This is a genomic window from Flavobacterium mekongense (genome assembly GCF_047038255.1).
Lineage (GTDB): Bacteria > Bacteroidota > Bacteroidia > Flavobacteriales > Flavobacteriaceae > Flavobacterium > Flavobacterium mekongense.
Window position 1 is genome coordinate 477,902 of record NZ_CP174374.1, and the last position, 22,064, is coordinate 499,965.

General features: G+C 39.4%; 13 protein-coding genes. 7 read left to right on the plus strand and 6 right to left on the minus strand.

Features of this window, described 5'->3' with window-relative positions; translation table 11 throughout:
• Positions 1 to 41 precede the first annotated feature (41 nt).
• The 5 genes from mscL (at position 42) to ACJG85_RS01965 (ending at position 5,070) form a co-directional block, all read left to right on the plus strand.
• Entirely contained in the window at positions 42 to 419 is a 378-nt protein-coding gene (gene mscL / locus ACJG85_RS01945; protein ID WP_409678421.1) for a large conductance mechanosensitive channel protein MscL, read from the plus strand.
• A 169-nt stretch (positions 420 to 588) separates the two neighbouring features.
• Positions 589 to 1,578, plus strand: coding sequence for an aspartate-semialdehyde dehydrogenase (locus ACJG85_RS01950; RefSeq protein ID WP_412476795.1), 990 nt, complete (start codon positions 589 to 591; stop codon positions 1,576 to 1,578).
• A gap of 146 nt (positions 1,579 to 1,724) precedes the next feature.
• Positions 1,725 to 2,087 carry a hypothetical protein gene (locus tag ACJG85_RS01955; RefSeq protein ID WP_409678427.1) on the plus strand — a complete coding sequence of 121 codons (363 nt, stop codon included), beginning with the start codon at positions 1,725 to 1,727 and terminating at the stop codon, positions 2,085 to 2,087.
• Between the two features lie 31 nt (positions 2,088 to 2,118).
• A complete protein-coding gene (locus ACJG85_RS01960) occupies positions 2,119 to 4,497 on the plus strand; it encodes a TonB-dependent receptor (protein WP_412476796.1) in 2,379 nt (792 codons plus the stop codon).
• Positions 4,498 to 4,509: 12 nt separating this feature from the next.
• Positions 4,510 to 5,070, plus strand: a complete 561-nt coding sequence (locus ACJG85_RS01965) for a type 1 periplasmic binding fold superfamily protein (RefSeq protein ID WP_409678432.1) — start codon at positions 4,510 to 4,512, stop codon at positions 5,068 to 5,070.
• 54 nt (positions 5,071 to 5,124) lie between these two features.
• On the opposite strand, the gene ACJG85_RS01970 is transcribed toward ACJG85_RS01965, so the two are convergent.
• Positions 5,125 to 5,925, minus strand: coding sequence for a TIGR00266 family protein (locus ACJG85_RS01970; RefSeq protein ID WP_409678435.1), 801 nt, complete (start codon positions 5,923 to 5,925; stop codon positions 5,125 to 5,127).
• 182 nt (positions 5,926 to 6,107) lie between these two features.
• On the opposite strand from ACJG85_RS01970, the gene ACJG85_RS01975 reads away from it, so the two are divergent.
• Positions 6,108 to 6,482, plus strand: coding sequence for a DoxX protein (locus tag ACJG85_RS01975; protein ID WP_409678437.1), 375 nt, complete (start codon positions 6,108 to 6,110; stop codon positions 6,480 to 6,482).
• A gap of 50 nt (positions 6,483 to 6,532) precedes the next feature.
• Here ACJG85_RS01975 and mtgA read toward each other — a convergent pair whose 3' ends face one another.
• Positions 6,533 to 7,213, minus strand: a complete 681-nt coding sequence (mtgA, locus tag ACJG85_RS01980; protein ID WP_412476797.1) for a monofunctional biosynthetic peptidoglycan transglycosylase — start codon at positions 7,211 to 7,213, stop codon at positions 6,533 to 6,535.
• Positions 7,214 to 7,215: 2 nt separating this feature from the next.
• The gene (locus ACJG85_RS01985; RefSeq protein WP_409678442.1) at positions 7,216 to 8,331 is read right to left on the minus strand and encodes an NAD(P)/FAD-dependent oxidoreductase; all 1,116 of its coding nucleotides are present in this window, start codon (positions 8,329 to 8,331) and stop codon (positions 7,216 to 7,218) included.
• A 216-nt stretch (positions 8,332 to 8,547) separates the two neighbouring features.
• Here ACJG85_RS01985 and ACJG85_RS01990 point away from each other — a divergent pair, with 216 nt between their 5' ends.
• On the plus strand, positions 8,548 to 11,751 hold the full coding sequence (locus ACJG85_RS01990) for a reprolysin-like metallopeptidase (RefSeq protein WP_412476798.1): 3,204 nt from the start codon (positions 8,548 to 8,550) through the stop codon (positions 11,749 to 11,751).
• A gap of 723 nt (positions 11,752 to 12,474) precedes the next feature.
• Here the strand turns inward: ACJG85_RS01990 and ACJG85_RS01995 are convergent.
• Genes ACJG85_RS01995 through ACJG85_RS02005 form a run of 3 tightly spaced genes read right to left on the minus strand, consistent with a single transcriptional unit; the run spans position 12,475 to position 22,017 of the window.
• Positions 12,475 to 14,343, minus strand: coding sequence for an OmpA family protein (locus tag ACJG85_RS01995; protein WP_409678448.1), 1,869 nt, complete (start codon positions 14,341 to 14,343; stop codon positions 12,475 to 12,477).
• A gap of 19 nt (positions 14,344 to 14,362) precedes the next feature.
• Positions 14,363 to 15,280, minus strand: a complete 918-nt coding sequence (locus ACJG85_RS02000; protein WP_409678451.1) for a PorP/SprF family type IX secretion system membrane protein — start codon at positions 15,278 to 15,280, stop codon at positions 14,363 to 14,365.
• A gap of 38 nt (positions 15,281 to 15,318) precedes the next feature.
• Positions 15,319 to 22,017, minus strand: coding sequence for a choice-of-anchor J domain-containing protein (locus ACJG85_RS02005; protein ID WP_412476799.1), 6,699 nt, complete (start codon positions 22,015 to 22,017; stop codon positions 15,319 to 15,321).
• Between the last annotated feature and the right edge of the window lie 47 nt (positions 22,018 to 22,064).

Consider the following 22,064-nt stretch of genomic DNA (forward strand, 5'->3'; position numbering starts at 1 on the left):
TTTACCTTAGTTGTATTATTTAACCAAAAAACAAAACAATTATGGGAATGGTATCAGAATTTAAAGACTTTATTGCCAAAGGTAACGCTATGGATTTAGCGGTTGGTGTAATCATTGGAGCCGCATTTGGCGCCATCGTGAATTCCTTAGTAGCCGACGTGATTACACCGGCCTTGTTAAACCCGGCTTTAAAAGCAGCACAAGTAGAAAATTTGGCTGATTTGAAAACCGACAACGGGATTTTGTACGGTAAATTTTTGGCAGCTGTAATTAGCTTTTTAGTCATTGCCTTTGTAATTTTCATCATGGTGAAAGCCCTAAATTCTATGAAGAAAAAAGAAGAAGCGGCTCCGGCAGCACCTGCTGGTCCAACACAAGAAGAATTGCTGACACAAATTAGAGATTTGCTTAAAAAGTAGTACCGCTACACTATATATTCTAACTAATCCGCCTCGTCATTGGGGCGGTTTTTCTTTTTGGGGATGAGTCGTTTTCGAATTCCGAAATTTTCACCTTAAAAACAAAAACAGCATTTGTTTTCTGATTACTTTTGTATTTCAATTTTTAAAAAATCTTAATTCTATTCATATGAAAGTTGCTGTAGTAGGTGCCACCGGCATGGTTGGTGAAGTAATGCTTCAAGTTTTAGCAGAAAGAAATTTTCCCGTAACCGAATTAATTCCGGTTGCTTCTGAAAAATCGGTGGGTAAAGAAATCGAATTCAAAGGCAAAAAATACAAAGTAGTTGGTTTACAAACAGCCGTCGACATGAAAGCCGACATTGCCTTATTTTCGGCAGGCGGGCAAACCTCTTTAGATTGGGCACCGAAATTTGCAGCAGCCGGAACTACCGTAATCGATAACTCTTCGGCTTGGCGAATGGATCCGACTAAAAAATTAATCGTACCCGAAATTAACGCTCACGAATTAACAACAGCCGACAAAATCATCGCTAATCCAAACTGTTCTACCATTCAAATGGTGATGGTTTTAGCACCTTTGCATCAAAAATACAACATCAAACGCGTGGTAGTTTCTACTTACCAATCTATTACCGGAACCGGCGTGAAAGCGGTACAACAATTAGAAAACGAATACGCCGGCATTCAAGGAGAAATGGCTTATAAATACCAAATCCACCGCAATGCCATTCCGCAATGCGATGTTTTTGAAGACAACGATTACACCAAAGAAGAAATGAAATTGGTGCGCGAAACCAAGAAAATCATGAGCGACAACAGCATCGCTGTAACGGCAACCGCTGTGCGTATTCCGGTGGTTGGCGGCCACAGTGAAACGGTAAATATCGAATTCACTAATGATTTTGATGTGACCGAATTGCGTAAAATATTACACCATACTAATGGAGTGACCGTTCAGGATAATACTGACACTTATACTTACCCGATGCCATTGTATGCCGAAGGAAAAGACGATGTGTTTGTAGGCAGAATTCGCCGTGATGAAAGTCAGCCTAACACTGTAAACATGTGGATTGTAGCCGACAACTTAAGAAAAGGCGCTGCCACTAATACCATTCAAATTGCCGAATATTTGGTAGCGAATAAATTGGTTTAAAAGACGAATCAATTACTTCATAGACCACGAATTATCTTGATGAATTCGTGGTTTTTTATTGTATCCAAAATCCATTCGCTATTACAAATCCTAAACTTTGTTAAAATTGGGCTGATTTTATCTGGTTTTACGCTACTTTTGTGAACATGAAAGAAAGATTACGCTATGTAAATGCTGCTATGGGACTGATGATATTGCTTGCAATATTGTTTCAGGCGGCGCACTCTTTCAACCACTTAACCAAACAGTTTTCCAAAGCACATTGTCATCACGTTTATCACAAACACCAAACAGAACTCCACCATGGCCATGATGGTTTAGAAAAATGTTTTACTTGTGAGTTCGCTTTCAGTCATTCGGTTAAAATTGAAAACGAAGCGCTTTCATTTGTAAATAAAGCTTTTTACACCCAACCTATTTTTGGCTATACTGCCGAAAACATTTCCTTTTTTAAAGGAAGTTCCTTTTTACTTCGCGGACCGCCGTCTGTTGTTATTTTCTTGACCTAAATTTAGTGTTAACGAATTAGAAAACAACAAAATGCAAAAATTCAGTTTGTTTTTTTGCTTGTTGTGTTTTGGTATTGTTTACAGTCAAAACACCATAAGCGGAAAAATAGTGGATGAAAATGATGTGGCATTAGAGAAAAGCCATATACATATTTCGTCGAAATCTACCAACAGCAAGAAAGACGGTTCTTTCATCATTCGCAATATTCCAAATGGTCCGGCTAAGGTTTTAATTACCTATGTTGGCTACAAACCTATTGACACCATTATAGCGGTGAATGGCAACTTGGAGATCAATTTTAAGATGAAACAAAAGAATGAACAATTGGATGAAATTGTAGTCAAACACAAAAACAACTATTTCAATCATTCGGTTTCAGAGCAAAAAATCAAAGAGAAAACCATTGAAAAGTTTAGTAGTCAATCTTTAGGCAATTTGCTTAAAGAAGTCCCGGGCGTTTCTGTTTTAAAAAGCGGCAACACCGTTGTAAAACCGGTTATTAATGGCTTACACAGCAGTCGTGTGGCTATTTTTAACAACAACGTCAAGCTGGAAGACCAACAATGGGGAATGGAACATGCACCCAACTTTGACGTGAATGCCGCCGGAAAAATAACGGTTTTAAAAGGTGCTTCGGCATTACAATACGGAGGTGACGCTATCGGCGGTATCGTAATTATCGAGCCTTTCAGCACCAAAAAAGACACGCTTTTCGGGAAAACCATTATGACTATGGAGTCGAATGGTCGAGGCGGTACTATTTCCTCCAGTTTACACAAAGGAAATTTTTGCGATTGGAGTTGGAATGCGCAAGGCAGTTTCAAATATTATGGCGACAGAGAAGCGCCCGATTATACGCTATCCAACACCGGAAATCGGGAAGCTAATTTTTCGGGCGATTTGAAATATATTGGAAAAAAATTCGACTTTGCTGCTTATTACAGTTTGTACAGCGCCACCATTGGGATTTTAAGTGCTTCTCATATTGGCAATGTGAATGATTTGTATAATTCGATTAATAATCAAACGCCATCGGTGACTGATGATTTTACGTATTCGATTAAAAATCCGAAGCAAAAAGTCCAACATCATTTGGCGAAGTTGAATTACAATTATTATTTCAAAGACGGCCAGACGTTGGCTTTACAATATGCTTTTCAATTCAACAATCGAAAAGAGTTTGATTTGCGCACCGGCGTTTCCGACAGCAAGCCTGCGTTAGATTTAAACTTGCTGACCCATACCGTGAATGCCGATTATAAGTTGAGTTTGGATGCTTGGGATTTCAAATCGGGGATTATGGGTTTGTACCAAAACAACACGGCCAATCCCAATACAGGAGTTCGTCCGTTAATTCCAACCTATAATAAATTTGACGCCGGAGTATATGCCGTAGCCGACAATCATCTCTCGGAAGATTTTTCGATTGAAGTGGGCATCCGATATGATTTTTCCACGATTGAAGCTACTAAATATTACTTGAAATCCCGTTGGGAAGAACGCGACTACAGTCCGCAATTCGACAACTTCATAGCCGGAGATTTTGGTACACAATGGTTGACCAAACCAACATTTACCTTTCATAATTTTTCGGCCAGTATTGGAACACAATATTCCTTTGGTGAAGGATTTGATTGGTATTTCAACCTTAGTCGTGCTGTTCGAAATCCGAATCCTTCAGAATTTTTCAGTGATGGCTTACACCATTCGAGCGGTATGATTGAGTTGGGCGACTTGCGATTGGAACAAGAAAAGTCGAATAAAATCAGTACTTCATTACAAAAGAAATGGCAAAAGGTAAAAATAAACCTCAATCCGTTTTTGAATTATATTGAAGACTATATGTTTTTGAAACCTATTGGTTTTGAAACCACTATTCGCGGTGCTTTTCCGGTTTGGGAATACCAACAAACCAATGCTTTGCTGACCGGTGTTGATTTCAATTCGGAATGGCAAATAAGTGAGCATTGGCAACATCGATTGTTATTGACTTATGTAAACGGAAGAGACAAAACCAATAATGACGCTATTATTGATATGCCGCCGTTGACCCTTAACAACAGGATTCTATTCAGCAAAAAAGAATGGAACAATCTAACCTTGGAATTGCAAAGTGAAATGGTTTTCAGACAAACACAATTTCCCGATAATAACTTCACCACCAATATTATTGAAAACGGAGATTTTGTTCCGGTTGAAGTAGATATCAGCACGCCGCCACCGGCCTATCATCTTTTGCATTTTACTTCCGATTTCCAATTCAAGGTATCGGAACATTCCTTAGCAACCTTAGGTCTTTCAGTATTCAATATTTTGGATACGCCTTATCGAGATTATTTAAACAGACAGCGTTTTTATGCCGATGAATTAGGCAGAAACTTTCAAATTCAATTAAAAATTAATTATTAAAAATTTAAAATCATGAAATATTTAAACACCGCAAAAACCATACTTTTATCAGCAACCGTTTTATTTGCAGCATCTTGCAGCAATGACGATAATGGCCCTGTTAACGAAGAAGAAGTGATCACTACAGTGACCACAACTTTAACCGGAGGCGGACAAGTGATTACACTGACTTCCAGAGATTTAGACGGAGACGGACCAAACGCGCCAACAATAACCGTTTCCGGAAATCTAACCGCTAATACTACTTATGCAGGTGAAGTTTCTTTTTTAAACGAAACCGTAAACCCGGCAGAGGACATTACTGTAGAAGTGGAAGAAGAAGGCGTTGATCATCAAGTTTTTTATCAACTTCCGACTGCGTTAGGAACCGTTGCTTATACTGATCTTGATTTGAACGGAAAACCAATAGGTTTGGCTTTTACTTTAACTACGGGAAATGCCGGAACCGGAAACCTAACAGTAACTTTGAGACATTTACCTAACAAATCTGCTACAGGTGTAGCTGCAGGCGACATTACCAATGCGGGCGGTGCAACAGATGCTTTAGTGACTTACCCGGTAACTGTTAACTAAATTTGTTAAAACACCTAAATAAAAAACGTCCCGAAAATTCGGGACGTTTTTTTATTAAAATCGGTTATCGCCATCCAACATTCGACCCAATCCACCGAGTAAACTGCCTTCTTCTCTGCCACTTCCGCCCGCTTTAGGTGCAGAAGCTATGATTCGGTCCGCCAAACGACTAAACGGCAACGATTGCACATAAACCGTACCGGGACCACGCAAAGTAGCGTAAAACAATCCTTCGCCTCCGAACAATGAATTTTTAATACCTCCAATGAATTCGATATCGTAATCTACATCTTTGGTAAAGCCTACGATACAACCGGTATCCACTTTTAAAACTTCTCCGGCAGCCAATTCTCTTTTGGCCAAAGTACCGCCACTGTGCACAAAAGCCATTCCATCGCCTTCAATTTTTTGCATAATGAACCCTTCGCCTCCGAATAATCCGCGACCTAATTTTCTGGAAAATTCGATGCCTACTGAAACGCCTTTGGCAGCACACAAGAAAGCATCTTTTTGACATATAAACTTTCCTCCGAATTGTGTTAAATCGATAGGCACAATTTTTCCCGGATATGGAGAAGCAAAACAAGCCTTGCTTTTGGTATTGTTTTGATTGATATAGGCCGTCATAAAAAGGCTTTCCCCGGTTAACACCCTTTTTCCGGCCGATAATAATTTGTCAAATAAACCGGATTGTTGTTGGGAACCATCGCCAAAAATAGTTTCCATTTTGATGCCGTTATCCATCATCATAAAACTTCCGGCTTCGGCTATCACTATCTCCTGCGGATCGAGTTCAATTTCTACATATTGCATTTCTTCCCCATAAATATGGTAATCAATTTCGTGAGCTTGCATAATCAATGTTTTTGGTTTTTGGCTTATTAGTTTACCATCTTTAAAAAAAGTTACAGTACCAATAAAAAATCCAACGCTATTCTATTATAAAAGACGATATGTTAATAATTTAACTTTTTCAATACAATAGTTTTAATTTTTTAATGCTATTTTTACCATATTACTAATTAAACTAGCTGCCTATGAATTCCATGTTTACCACCATTGTTAGAATAGCTTTAGGTTTAGCGCTATTGGTTTTTGGCGCCAACAAATTATTTGCCTTCATTCCTATGGAAGCTCCAACCGGTTCTGCCGGAGACTTTATGAGTTCCTTAAACGCCACGGGTTATATATTTCCCGTTTTAGGTGTGTTGGAAATGATTATCGGAATTATGTTGTTACTAAAAAAATGGATTGCTTTTGCTTTGATCTTATTAGCACCTATTTCAATTAACATTTTATTGTTCCACTTGTTTTTGGGCATTTCAGGGTTACCGGTGGCCATAGTAATATTGGCCTTTAATGTGATATTAATTTACAAACATTGGCAACAATACAAACCTCTTTTTTATTAAAGGTTTTCAACCGGATAAAAAAACCGTCTCAATTAAATGAGACGGTTTTTTTAATATTCTATTTTTCCGATGTGCCTCATATTTCTGAGGATTTTATCTTTTCTTCTCTCAATATAAGAAGAGGAATTTGTTGCCTTGTACTTCAGTGGATTGGGCAAGATTGCTGCGATTCCGGCCGCTTCTCTTTTGCTTAAATCAACAGCTGATTTTCGGTACCAATGTTTGGCGGCTTCCTCGGCACCGTAAACCCCTTTACCCATTTCGATGCTGTTAAGATACACTTCCATAATGCGTTCTTTGCCCCAGATAAGTTCGATCAGCACTGTAAAATAAGCTTCCAAACCTTTCCGGAGATAGCTTCTTCCTTGCCATAGAAAAACATTTTTTGCAGTTTGTTGCGAAATCGTACTGCCGCCTTTGATGCGTTTGCCTTTTTGGTTGTTTTTAAATGCTTTTTGCATGGCTTTAAAATCAAAGCCGTGATGGTTTAAAAAATTACCGTCTTCACTGGCAATGACGGCTTTTTGCAGATTGGGAGAAATCTCTTCTAACGGCACCCAATCATGACTTAAAACAGCATCTTTTCCTTCCCATTTATTTTCTATGGCACGAATAACCATTAACGGCGTGAACGGAATCGGCACCCATTTAAACACTATCACCAATAAAATGGATATGGCAAAAAACCAAAGCATGGCTTTTTTAATCCAACGCAATATTTTTTTTATCATACTTATTTGACTAAATCGGCCAACTCTTGCCCTATTAAACTACCAATAGCTACACCCATGCCTCCCAATCGAACCCCGCAATAAACATGCGTTGACAACTGTTCTACGATAGGGCGCTTACTTGAACCCATTCCCATAATACCGCTCCAACGATGGGCAATTGTGTATTCGGTTTTGGGCAAAATTACTTCTTTTAACAATGTTTCCAAGCGCTGCTGAATTAATTCGGTTTGACCGAACTCGGTCGTAGTTTCCCCTTTAAAATCGAGATTTCTCCCACCACCTAACAAAATTCGATTGTCAATATTTCTAAAGTAGTAATATCCTTGCTCTAAATGAAAAGTCCCTTTAATATCTAAATCGGGTATCGGATTGGTAATTAGAACTTGAGCTCTGGCAGGTTTTACTTGGTGGTTGGTTAACTCAGCAGCAAATCCATTGGTGGCAAACAACAACTTGCGTGTGGTAAAACTAAAATCGTTTGTCGATACGGTAACACCATCGCTTTTCTCTTGAAATCCTATTACTTCAACTCGATTCAATATTAAAATATCGTTGGCAATAGCTTTCTTCAACAACGCCTGCATCATTTTCCCGGTATCGATTTGGGCTTCGTACGGATTAAAAATAAGGTATTCTTGAATGCCGCTAAAATCGAAACGATCCACTTCTTTAGAAAACACCTCATTTCTAAAAATGGGCTTTAAAATATCATTTATAAAAGGCATTCGCTGCAAACATTCAATATAACCGCTTTCATCCGACTTCAAAAACAATTCATAGCCACCATAGGGCTTGAAATCGATAGCCTCATCGCCTAAGTTTTTTCGCAACAATTGGAGTCCGTTCCATCGCTTTTGAATCAACCGGATTACTTCCTCTTCGCTGTGTGATTTCAAATCGTCAAAAATTTCCGAAAGGCTTCCGAAGCAAGCAAACCCTGCATTCTTAGTACTGGCACCTTGTGGCAAAATCCCTTTTTCTAAAATCAATATCTTACTTTGAGGAAAACGCTCTCGCAGGGCTAATGCACAATGCAAACCCACAATGCCGCTTCCTACTATGGTAAAATCGACTTGGGTAAACCAACTTTTAAGCTCCCAATAACTGAAATTCATGTAAAATTTTTTTCTAAAAATACTTTTTTTAGACATTCTGGTTAGCGATAATGTAAATTTTTTTCGAAATTTTCTTCGTTTTAAGTGTTTTATTATATTATTCTTAATAACTAATCTTACGGTTTATCGATTTGTTAACAGATTTATGATATTTTCCCTTGCTTTATAAAAAATAGTTTTAATTTTGATTCACTATTTAACCAAACTAGATACTTTATGAAGCACAAATTACTCACTGTTGCACTACTGACTTTCAGTAGCATAGCTTTTTCTCAAACCGGGAAGTCGCTTTGGAACACTACCACAAAAAAGAGTGATATGATTCCGCTGGAAAGCAGAATGATATTGCCGGAAAAGAATCTTTTCACCCTTAATTTAGATCAGCTGAGAACAGTACTGGCCAATGCCCCTCAGCGCTTCAGTGAAGCAAGAAGCAACGGCATCACCTTGTCGATTCCAAATGAAAACGGAGTGTTGGAAAGTTTCCGCGTGTATGAAAACTCTGTTTTAGATCCGGCATTAGCTGCCAGATATCCTGAAATTAAATCTTACATCGGTATTGGTATTGATAACCCAACCGCTACTTCTTATTTTAGTGTATCGCCTCTTGGATTCAAAGCGATGACATTGAGTGCAGACAAAGCGGCTGTTTTCATTGAACCGATTTCACAAGATTTAACTACTTATACAGTTTACCGAAAATCAGACAAAGTACGTTCTTTGAATGCTTTTGAGTGTTCTGTAATTGATGAAGTAGCACCTCAAGTAGATCAAAGCACCCTAAGACCAAATGCAGATGACAGTACTTTGAGAACTTTCCGTTTGGCCATGTCTTGTACCGGAGAATATACTGCCTATTTTGGAGGAACAAAAGCTTTGGCTTTGGCTGCTATTAATAACTCCATTACGAGATGTAACGGGGTTTTTGAAAAAGATTTCGGGGTAAGAATGGTAATCATTGCCAATACTGATTTGGTAATTTACACCAGCGCTTCTACCGATCCTTATGCCGCTGCTTCCAGCATGTCGCAATGGAACTCACAATTGCAATCTACATTAACCAGTGTTATCGGTGAAGCCAACTACGATGTTGGCCATTTATTTGGCGCTACCGGTGGTGGTGGTAATGCAGGTTGTATCGGTTGTGTTTGTGTTAACGGTTCAAAAGGTAGCGGATATACTTCTCCGGCAGACGGAATTCCATCCGGAGATAATTTCGACATCGATTATGTTGCTCATGAACTAGGTCACCAATTTGGAGCTAACCATACTTTTTCGATGAGCAATGAAGGTACCGGAGCCAACATGGAACCGGGAAGCGGTTCAACTATTATGGGTTATGCCGGGATTACTTCTCAAGATGTTCAGCCACACTCAGACGCTTATTTTCATGCTATCAGTATCCAACAAGTAACCAATAATATCAAGGCTAAAACTTGTCAAACCAACACGGCTACCGGAAATGCTGTTCCTACAGCCAATGCCGGTTTGGATTACACCATTCCTAAAAGTACCCCATTTATGTTAACCGGTTCAGGAACAGACGCCAATGGTGATGCCTTAACTTATAACTGGGAGCAGTTTGACAACGCCGCCAGTACAGCAACAGGAGCTAGTTCAGCAGCCAGTGCAACAAGAACCAGTGGCCCTACTTTCCGTTCGTACAATTCTTCGACTTCACCTGTTAGATATTTTCCTCGTCTTCAATCGGTTTTAGCGGGAGCGACTACTACAGCAGGTACAGAAATAACCGTTGAAGCTTTGCCTTCTGTGGCTAGAACCATGAACTTCCGTTTGACTGTTAGAGACAACAGAGCCGGTGGTTCTGCCAATAACAGTGATGATATGATTGTAACTGTTAACGGTACAGCTGGACCGTTCACGGTAAGCGCACCAAATACCGCAGTAACTTATGCCGGTAACAGTTCTCAAACCGTAACATGGAATGTGGCAGGGACAACGGCTAACGGAGTTAACTGTGCTAATGTTGACATCTTATTATCTACAGATGGCGGATTAACTTATCCTTATACTTTAGTGGCTGCAACACCTAACGATGGAACACAAGCTGTGACTATTCCGAATTTGGCCGGTACTACAAACCGTATCATGGTAAAAGGAACCAACCACATCTTCTTTGATGTTTCTAACGCTAACTTTACCATTACCAACTCAGCTCCGGATACAACTGCTCCAACAGCTGCTACTTTAAGTGCTTCGGGAACTACTACTACTTCAACCAACTTGTCATGGAGTGGCGCTACAGATAATATAGGTGTAACAGGTTATGATGTATACCAAAATGGTACTTTCAGAGCTTCTACTGCTTCTACTTCTTTTGTAGCTAACGGATTAACCGCTGCTACGGCTTACAGTTTTTATGTAGTTGCAAAAGATGCTGCCGGAAATCTTTCTCCGGCCAGTAATACTGTAAACGTTACGACTTTAGCTCCTGATACTACTGCGCCAACAGCACCAACTTTAAGTGCTTCAGGAACAACTTCATCTTCTACAAACTTATCTTGGACAGGTGCTACCGACAATGTTGGTGTAACTTCATATGATGTTTACCGCAACGGTACTTTCTTAGCATCTACTGCTGCCACTACTTATGCTGTTACAGGTTTAACGGCTTCGACTGCTTACACTTTCTACGTAATTGCCAAAGATGCTGCCGGAAACGCTTCTATCGCCAGCAATACTGTTAATGTAACAACTTTAGTGAATTCAGTGACATATTGTACCTCTCGTGGTAACTACACTGCTGACGAATACATCAATCGTGTACAATTGGGTAGCATCAACAACTTATCCGGTAACAATGGCGGTTATGGAGACTTTACTGCTTTATCAACCAATTTAGTTCGCGGAACCAGCAACACTATTACTATTACGCCTACTTGGACCTCGACTGTTTTCAGAGAAGCTTACAGAGTTTGGATTGATTATAATAGAGATGGTGACTTCCTTGATTCAGGAGAACAAGTGGTAAATGTTACACGAACCACGGCTACACCTATCGCCAGAAGTTTTACAGTACCAACTACGGCATTATTAGGAACTACCAGAATGCGTGTTTCCATGAAATACAATGCATCACCTACCTCTTGTGAAACTTTTGCAGATGGTGAAGTAGAAGATTACACGGTAAACATTACTGCTACCGCAAGACCTGAAGATGCTAACATGGCTACTTTGGCGTTCAATGTATATCCAAACCCTGTAAAAGGCGATATGTTAAACATTGCTAATTTAGTTGAATCCGCAACCTATAGAGTTTTCAACTTAATGGGACAAGAATTGGCAAAAGGCAAAATCGAAAACAATGCGGTTTATGTAGGTTCGTTAAAAGCCGGTGCTTATTTAATTGAAATCACCAGCGGAAACGCTACTAACACCAAACGTTTTATTAAAGAATAACCTAACCAAAACTTTATATTGCAAAAGACCACTCTCAAAAGGAGTGGTTTTTTATTGTAAGGGCGTGAGGTTTGGGTTTTTATGCGTTCAGTGTTTCTCTGCTTACGCTACAACACCAAAGGCTTCTTTTCTTGAAGTTTTCACTTTACACAAACATAGCGACTGCCAAAGAATCAAAGCTTGTTATGTTTTGCCTTTTATAAAATCGACAGGGTTTTATTCCATTGCGTTGGGTATTAATTATTTCATCCCTAAAGGGATTTTGGAATTAGTACTATATCACCTTACCGAGATAATATTACTAACAGGATTAGCCGGTAAAATTGAAATAAACAAGATTATTTATCTTGTGATTAAGAAAGGGAAAAGCTATTTATAACTCTTGATGTTGGTTAATAATGCGTTAATCTTTTTGGAGTAAAGGAACATTAGACTATCTATCGCTTAAGTCTTATTGACAATCAGTTAATACTATTAAATATGGTATTAGATGAATTAGATGAATTAGATGCAATTAAATTATACTACTTTATAAATTCAGAAAAAAAGCATTCTAAAATCAAAAAAAACATTAGTCGACTGATTCAAGATTTGTAAAGAATGTTTAAGAAATGAGTAAAACCAAATTAAAGTCCAAAAAGACATTACACAAAACATAACAAATTGAAAAAAATAAAAAAGCCCAAACATTACTGCTTGGGCTTTTTTATAATTGATAACTTATTACTTCACAATCAAGAATTCTGAGCGTCTGTTTTGAGCGTGTTGCTCTTCAGTACAAGCTGCACCACAATCAACTTTAGGCTCTAACTCACCCATTCCTTTAGCCGAAATACGGCTAGGGTCGATTCCTTTAGAGATAATGTATTGTGCAGTAGCTTTAGCTCTTCTGTCTGATAATCTTAAGTTATATTTATCGGTACCTCTATTATCGGTATGCGATTTAGCTAAGATGACCATGTTAGGGTTGTTCTTCATTACTTGAACCAGTTTGTCTAACTCAAAAGCACCCTCTTGAGTGATGTTGCTTTTGTCGTATTCAAAATAAATCGGTTTTAAGATAATTTCTGTTTCAGTAACAATTACATCGATAGGCTGTAAGGCAGCATCCACTTTAGCAGTTGGTCCTTTGCTGGAAGATACAGCAAATGAATTGCCTTCGTAACCGTCTTTAGAAGCTTGAACTACATAAGGACGATCACATTCTACACGGTATTTTACTTCACCTTTAGCGTTAGACATTTCCGTAGCGATTACGTTTTTCTTGTCGTCTAAAATAGATACGCTGGCATTGGCTAAAATAGCGCCTGTTTTAGCGTCGGTAACCACAATCATAACATCAACACCACAAATTGGGCTAACAGCAAAAATATCATCGTTTCCGCCTCTGTTAGACGATAAGAAACCAACTTTCTTAGACTCATTAAAAGTAAAAGCAAAATCGTCTTTTTCAGTATTCACCGGTTTACCTAAGTTAACCGCTTCAGCACCGCTTGACAAATCGATTTGGTACACGTCTAAACCACCAAAACCTTGTTTTCCGCTTGAGGCGAAGTATAACGTTTTGTTGTCATCAGCAATAAATGGAAAGCTTTCATTACCTTCTGTATTTACTTTGTTCCCTAAGTTTTGAGGTTCTCCGTAAGTACCATCGGCATTGACAGCTACTTTCCAAATATCAACACCACCAATACTTCCCGGTCTGTTAGAGGAGAAGTATAATGTTTTACCATCACGGCTTAAACTTGGGTTACTGTTGGAAAACGTTTTATCGTTGAAAGGCAACTCGGTGATATCACCCCAAGTGCTTCCGTTTTTAGTAGCTTTGAACAAATAAACCTGACTGAATCGGGCATTGTTCTTTTTGTCTTTCTCGAATTCCTTTTCTTTGTAACTCTCGCTGGCAAAATAAGCCGTATTCCCATCAGCACTGATAGTGATAGGTCCGTCATGCCATTTTGAGTTTAACTCAGTAACCGTTCCGGCATTAGTAATAGTTCCGTCGGTATTATAATCCGCTTTGTAAATGTCTAAGAAAGGTTCGTCAGTCCAACCGTAGTTTTTACGAGCACCGTTGCGGGCACTGGCAAAGTACAAACTGTTATCATACAATACGGCTCCAAAATCAGATTTATCGCTACTGATGTCAGAAGCATTTACATTGTACAATCTGGTTTTATCCAATAATCTTGGAATATAATTAGGATTTTCTTTGAACGCTTTAGCTCGGTTATCATTAGGAGCCGCTGCAGCAAACTTTTGCATTTGCTTATTGGCTTCTTCATACTTACCGTTGGCTTTCAACATTTGAGCATAACGATAGTAAGTCTCGGCATCCTGATTGGTTTCGGTAGCCTTTGCATACCATTTAACCGCTTCTGTTGAATTGAACATATTGTAATTAGCATCCGCTAATTGTTTGTAAACATAAGCGTCTCCTTTTCCGTCCTCAACCAATTTTTGATAAGCTTTAACAGCATCGACATATTCGAATCTGGCAAATAACTTATCGGCGGCTTTGGTGTCTTTATTTTGAGCCGAAAGAGAGAAACTTAGGGCTACAAAACTTAAGGTTATATATAGATTTTTCATTTTTAAGATTCTTTATAGGTTAGAAATATCTTGGTGAACGTGATACTTTTTTCGGGAAATTCAAATCAAATAACAACATCACCTCGTGAGAAGCAGGAGTTACCACATTCAAATCCGAAACGATATGATCGTAAGCATATCCAATTCTCAATGACGGTGTAACAGCAAAATTGACCATGGCTCCAAAAGAGTCTTCCAGTCTGTAAGTTGCTCCTAATTCTAACTTGTCATAAAGTAAAAAATTGGTTGATAAATCTACTGAGGTTGGAGCGTTAAGCGATGATTTAATCATGGCAAAAGGCTTGAACTTTAAATTTGGATTAATGTCAAACACATAACCTCCTGTTAAGAAATAGTGTAACTCCTCTGTTCCGTACTCTCTTCCGTCAAAATCTAAATATTTAGACTTAAGCATGTTTGGTACAGAGAAAGCCACATAGTATTTATCTGTGTAATAGAAAACACCGGAACCAATATTCAAGAAAGTTTCGTTGGGATTACCCGAACCGAAAACATCATCACCTAAATCCGGTAAAGTGGGATAAATGGTGTTGAAGTCGATTTTGTGCATGGTGAAACCGGCTTTTAAACCAAAAGCCAATCGGTGTTCACCTCCCAAGTTTAAAGTATAGGAGAAATCCGCATAGAAATTGTTTTCTTCTACCGGACCAATCTTATCTGAAATAACAGAAAGTCCTAACCCAACATTTCTTCCAACAGGACTATGGATAAAGAAAGTACCGGTGGTTGGAGCATCTTCTATCTCAACCCATTGTTTACGGTAAAGAACACCGCCCGAAACAGCCTCTTTCGAACCCGCATAGGCCGGATTCATTACACTCATGTTATACATGTACTGAGTGTAATGAGGGTCTTGCTGTGCGTTTAACTCGGTTAAACCTAAAGCTAATATTGCAATGAAATATATTTTCTTCATTTTGTTTTGTTTTATTTTGAATGCCAATTTATAATGTCCTATTGTGCTCTGTTGATATAAATCCAACCAGTCTTGGTCTCAGCATTATTTCTGTCAATAACATAATAATAAGTACCATCCGGAAGTTCATCACCATCATCAGATTGTCCTCCCCATTGATTAGTATAATTGGCACGGCTGTATACTTTCATTCCGTTTCTGTTGAATATGGTTAACTTTTTAACATTGAACCCTCTCAAGTCAAAAGTATCATTCAAACCATCATTGTTAACAGAGATACCTTTTTGAATAACACAAGTAATAGCATCTACACTGAATGGCACAGACTCACTTAAACATCCGTTATCGTTAACGGTAACAGTGTAAGAGCCAAGCTCTGTAACAGTAATACTTTGCGTTGTTCCAATTTCTACGCCCAAATCATTTTGCCATGAGTAAGTAACTGTTTGAGGGTTAAATGACCCATCTACAGGAGCAGCAGTCAATACATAACTCACTCCTTCACAACCTCCGGTTACCTCAATGGCTACCTGTGGTATGATTGTAATTGTAGCTTGGCTATCTCCAACCAATTGACAAGTTGCAGCATTGGCATCAATATGATAAGAAACTGTGTAAGCTGTAGCACTAGGAGTACTAGCATCTACAGTAACAACTCCTGTGTTAGAATTTAGAGATAATCCTGCGGTAGATGAGAATACACCTCCCGTTGTAAATCCGGTTCCCAAAATAGGAGACTGCAAATTAATTGGATCAGAAGCACATACCGGTGAATTGTAACTAAAAGAAACTACCGGTGTAATCACTGGCTTAATTTCTAAAGTAAATGTAGCAGAAGTTGCCGCAACTCTACAAGTTGCTGCGTCAGCCGTAACAATAACAACAATTTGGTAAGTACCTGCCGTTGAAGCAGCTAAGTTAACAACACCTGTTGTTGAATTGATTGACAATCCTGTTGAAGGAGTTACAGAGAATTGAGCAAAAGTGCTGAATCCTGCGTCTAACGTTGGAGTTAAAGTAGAAGGTTGAGCATTTTGACAAATTGAATTGGTGCTGTAAGTAAATCCAACTATCGGATTAATTACTTGAACAATTTGAATAGTTACATCTGTTGAACCAGCACTTTGACAAGTTATCGGGTTAAAGGCTACTTCATACCTAACCGTATGTGATCCAATTGTAGAAGCCGCTAAATTAATTTGTCCTGTTACAGGATCGATAACTAAACCTGTTGTATTAACTTCTGAGAAAGTTCCACCAGTGGTAAATCCGGTAGTACTTGTGTTTGGTGTAGGGTTTGCTGCATCTTGACAGAAAACACCGGTTCCATAATCAAATGTTGTAACGGCCGGAATTGGGTTGGTAGGCGCTACAAATACATCTATAGGTTGAGAAGTACATCCTGTAGCAATATCTCTAACTACTAAAACATGTGTGCCAGGGGCAACAGCTGTGAAAGCAGGAGATGTTTGATAAGTTGTACCACCATCAATACTATATTCGTAGTTATTTACAAAATTACTGTAAGTGCCTACATTAGTGTAGTCTTGCGGATCAATTGCAGTCCAATCTGCCGAATTCCAAGTTGCATTTGGAGCAACAGCATCGGTGTTTCTTCTGTAAGTATACCCGGCTTGATTACCCGGTGTGAAAGAAACTCCGTCAGTTCTTCCCCAAATATCAATTACGTTATTGGCTAAATTAGTTAATCTGATGTTATCATTATCATTAACGCCTCCACAAGAAGCAAAAACTTGATTAGGAACAACACCGCCTTGGTTCACATTGCTTCCAACAGCTACAACGTGTGTTGCATTGTCATTAAGTGTTCCTGAAAGTGTTAAATCACAAGATGGATTACCGGCTACTGTAGTATAAATTCTTAACTTATAATTAGCTAAGTTTTTAGGAGCTCCGGTTCCGTTGAAGATCTCAATGTAAGTTAATGACCCTGTACTCTCGTCAGTCACTTCAGAAATGAACAAGTCAGTCGGAATAGTACCTGCTTGAGAAGTTGGCGAAGTAACCGTAATCGTTCCGGTAGCAGTAGCACAGTCAGACTGAGTCGCCGTGAAAGCTGGTGTAGGTACTGAATTAACAGTTACTTCAAAAGATTTTTCGTTATAACATCCGTTAGCATCAATAGCATAAACAAAAACGGTTTGCGATGCAGTGAGCGGCGCAGTAATATCAATTGGGGTTGTTGAACCACCCAACTGTGATTGTGTAAAGTAATTTCCAACGGCTAATGCAGGCAAAGTATAAGAATCACAAGCTTGTACTGATGCCGGTTGAACTACATTCGGTAACGGTAAAATCTCTACCTGAGTACTTGGATTAACATTGGTACAAACCGTTGAACCCGGCAACGAATAAGTTACCGTATAAACACCAGGTGCACTAGTACTCGGATCAATAGCTCCAGTATTAGCATTGATATTTAAACCTCCATTTGGAGAGGCAGAGAAAGTACCACCAGCAGTACCATTAACTGTAACAGCCTGAGGAGTATTAATATTTTTACAATATGATGCAGCTCCATAAGAAATGGTAGCTGTTGAAGGAGCAGTAATATTAATTGTAAATGATTTCTCTTTAACATCACAACTTGCTGTTGCGGCCACAGTATTAGTAATCACATAATTACCCGGCGCACTGGCTTGTAAATCGATTTCTCCCGTTGCAGTATTAGCAAACACTAAACCTGTAGGCGAAGATGGAGACAACGAGAACACTCCTGCTACCGAACCTGCTGTTATAACAGGTATTGGGTTAGGTGTTGAAGGATCTTTACAATAAGCAACAGGGCTATAAGAGAAATATGCATCCGGACAACAAAGTGTTGTTCCTGCTCCAGTTTGACCTTCATTGGTTTGCGTCAAGTTGATGAAACCGGCTTGGTTAGAGAAATTCGTAATCAATACAATATAATATTGTCCCGCTTGAGCATTGGCAATATTTAAGTTTTCAGTAGGAGCAGCAGAGTAGCTACAGCCTGTTTGTTGTGTTACCGGCACTCCAATACCCGGAGCAGCAAATGGCGCAGCTGTACCTATGAAAGTACAGGCAGCAGCCTGACTGGTAAATGGTCCCCAAGCAGCATAATCAACATCAATGTTAGGAGTTCCTCCAGGAGTTGTTGATTGCGTTAACAAGAAGTTAATTGGACCCGTAGTAGCCACTTGAATAGTAAAATAGGCTGGATTTGGCGAAGTAAACAAACAACCAATAGTACCTAAACTCGTTACACCCGTTGTATTCGCATAATTTGTCAAACTACATACTGTAGAAGCGGTAGGACAAGTTGATGGTGTAGAAATACATAAATTAAATGTTGATGTTTGTGGAGTAGCAGCATTCGAATAAACTCTAATGTAGTAAGTATTACCAACAACTAAGTTATTTAATACTCCTGAAAGAGAGTTTGCTGCACTACAAAAGATTTGTGTTAAAGTACCACACTGACCTGAATAAGCTGCAAAGTTCAAGTTTGTAGTTGAACCTACAACGTTTTGTAAAGCTACATTCAGGTAACTGTTAGTAGCAACAAACTGATACCAAACATCATCATCAGCTGTTCCAATACAAGGTGCGATAGCCGGTGAGGCAGAGGCTGTTGCTCCTGCTAATGAACCCGGTGTTACTTGTTGACAAACAGCTGAAGAGTTAACCGGTGCAAAAATTGCGGTTTGACACTCATCGTTTGCTAATAATGTATTAAAGTTAAATCCATTAGACCACAAACTTGTTCCTGAAGTTGGACAAATTGATCTAACATAAAAAGTATATTGTGTCCCTGGGTTTAATCCGCTGAATAATGCACCGTTAGTTGAAACAATAGTTCCGGTTGCACTTGGTAGCGGCACAGGTGAACCAGCCGGCAAAATAATTACTTCCCATTGCGTTACATCAGCACTGGCCTCTGTCCAGCTCAATAGTGCTGAAGTTGTAGTAATTTGGGTAGCCGTTAAGGCAGTTGGTTTAGCACAGTTTGGTGCAGGATCACAAGTAACATTAGCAACCCATCCAGGATTGTTGATAGAAGTATCACTTCTGAATCTGAACGTTAAACATCCATCGGTACTTGATGAAGTAAATGGTCCAGGAATAGTTGTTCCCCAGAAACCTCCTGCCAATCCTCCCGGAACGTTTGCCGGTGGATTTGTACTGGCAATTTGCGGCGCATTGATAGAGTTCCCGTCAAAAACATATAAAGCATCCCAGTTAGCCTCTGTATTGAAAGAGGTAAATGTAACGGTAACCACATTGCCCGGTGTAGGACAAATAGTTACTGTTGAATCTGAACTGTTTGGGTAATTTGCATTAGCACCACCAGCGTCTACATATTGACCACCACAAACCGGAGGAGCCACTTGTGTAGTAAAGGTAGTTGGACCGGTCCAAGGACTTATATCATTAACGGCACATACCGCTCTAACATAAACATCGTAACAAGTAGTTGGTGTCAATCCAGTTAGGGTGTGTGTTCCTGAAGTAGTTACACTTGTTCCGACAGATGTAGCTGTAGGAGCAGGAGAACCACATGGTAAAGCAATTACTTCCCAAGCAGTTTCAGTATTACCGTTTACCCATGATACAGTAGCCGAAGTAGATAGCACATTACTTGATGTTAAGGCTGTTGGTTCCGGACAAGATGGCAAATCTTCAATAATTACATTGTCTATATACAATCTCCATCCGTCTAAACCTCCTTGAGGTACATGCCATGCGATATTTACAGGTCCTGTATAACCTGCTAAACTTACTATACTTTGAACATACGTTGTATTACTATAAGTAGCTAGTGGAAGTAAGGTTGTTGTGAAATCAGCTGGACTGGTTCCGTTGGTTGACAACATTACTCTAAAATCATTAGGTTCTCCGGTTGATTGAACTCTATAGTGGAATTTCAACCTTTGGTTTCCTGTTAAAATGATTTGCGGAGAAATTAACCAATCGTTGTTAGCTCCCGCATTGAAATCTGTTGTGATGGCCGCACACTGGTTTCCTTCAAAAGGATTGGTAGCGTAGTTCATATTCCATAAATCAGTATCTCCGTTAACATTAAGAACTGTCCAACAGTTTTCAGTAGTAGAAGTACTATTGAACCCTTCTTGGAATGGAACGTTAAATGGCGCACACAAAGTATTGAATAAGAAAGGGCCTGCCCAAGCACTAAAAGTACCATTACCACAGTCAGCTCTTACATAATATTGGTATGCCGTATTAACTGTTAAACCTGTTGCAGGATAGTTGGTATTAGTATTGGTTTGCACCCCTGAACCAGCCGGAATTGGAGAACCTGCGGTTTGAACGGCAACTTCCCAAGAAGTAGCGCCTCCAGGGTTAGCCCAACTTAAGTTAGCCGAAGTTTGAGTAATTCCCGTAGCAGTTAATGTAGTTGGCATTGCACAGTTAACTGCCTGAATTACCAAAGAGTAACCTACTGTTTGAGGAGCAGCATTAGTTGAAATAACAATAATGTATTGTTGTCCTGCTACAACAGGAATACTTGGAATTGATCTAACACCACTTCCGGTATTGGCTACACCTGCAATACAGTTAACCCCTACGTTGGCACAGCCTTGATATACAAAAATCCCTGACCAAGTAGCCGAAGGAGTCATGGTTACACTAATGGTTCCATTAGCGGTTGGAGTATAAGAATAAAACACATCGTTACCCGTCATATAGTTAGTAGCGGTACCGGCACAAGCTGCAGGTTGCGCAACATCTGTAGTGTCCCCATAATTACTTGTGTTATCATTAGTACTATATGGTACAGACGGGATGATTATTGGCGCCGCACAGGTAAACCCCGGCGATGTAGTAGCAAAAGCAAATGGTCCTACCCATTGACTGCTGACACCGTTAGCACACAAAGCTCTTACATAATATTTGTAATTGGTTGTTGGAGTAAATGGCGTTCCCGTGGCTGTTGCAGTTGCTACATAAGACGGCGTTCCATTGTGAATCACTCCAACTCCGGTTGGTGCATCAGCAAAAGGCAATACTTCGATTTCCCATGAAGTTGCTCCACTCGGATTACCCCATGTTAAGGTTGCTGAAGTTTGTGTTATTGAGCCTGCCGCTAAATTCGTAGGATCTAAACATTGTTCCACAATTCTCACATCATCAATCAACCAACGGTCACCATCTAAAGTGGCTAAAGGCTGGGTGTACACTTTTACAAATGATACATAAACCTGTTGTCCGGCATAAGCAGAAAGACTCACTACTTTTTCTTCGTAAATGTTATAAGTAGCTGTTAAATCAACCTCTGTCCATTGCTGTACCAAAGTGTAAGCAGCCGGATTGGTTTGTGACGCAGTAGCAGGAGCCACTTTAATTTGATAAAGCGTTCCTTGATTCCCGGTAGTAAAACTTCTGGTGTAAAAACGAAGCTGACCATTCGTAGGAATGGTTACCAAAGGTGTCGCTAAGTAATCTTCAGAAGTGTTGTTCTGCCCGATATTTTCACGATTTACATAAGCAGCGTTAGTGCCTTGATAAACAATCGGCGGCGTTGGCGGAGTAACCACTGTTGAATTGATTCCCCATCGCTGAACGGTTCCGACACCATTGTCAAAAACGGCCCAGTTACCCGTTCCTAAGGTCCAGTTGGTTGAAGGAAGCGCATCCGGACCTGTTGTTGATTCGAATCCTTCCAAAGCCATTTGTGAGTAGCCAAAGACAGAAAAGAACATCAACAAAATTAGTAATGTAGTTTTTTTCATGAAATGAAAATTTTAGTTGTTTAATTGAGTTTTTTGGAAATTGAGTT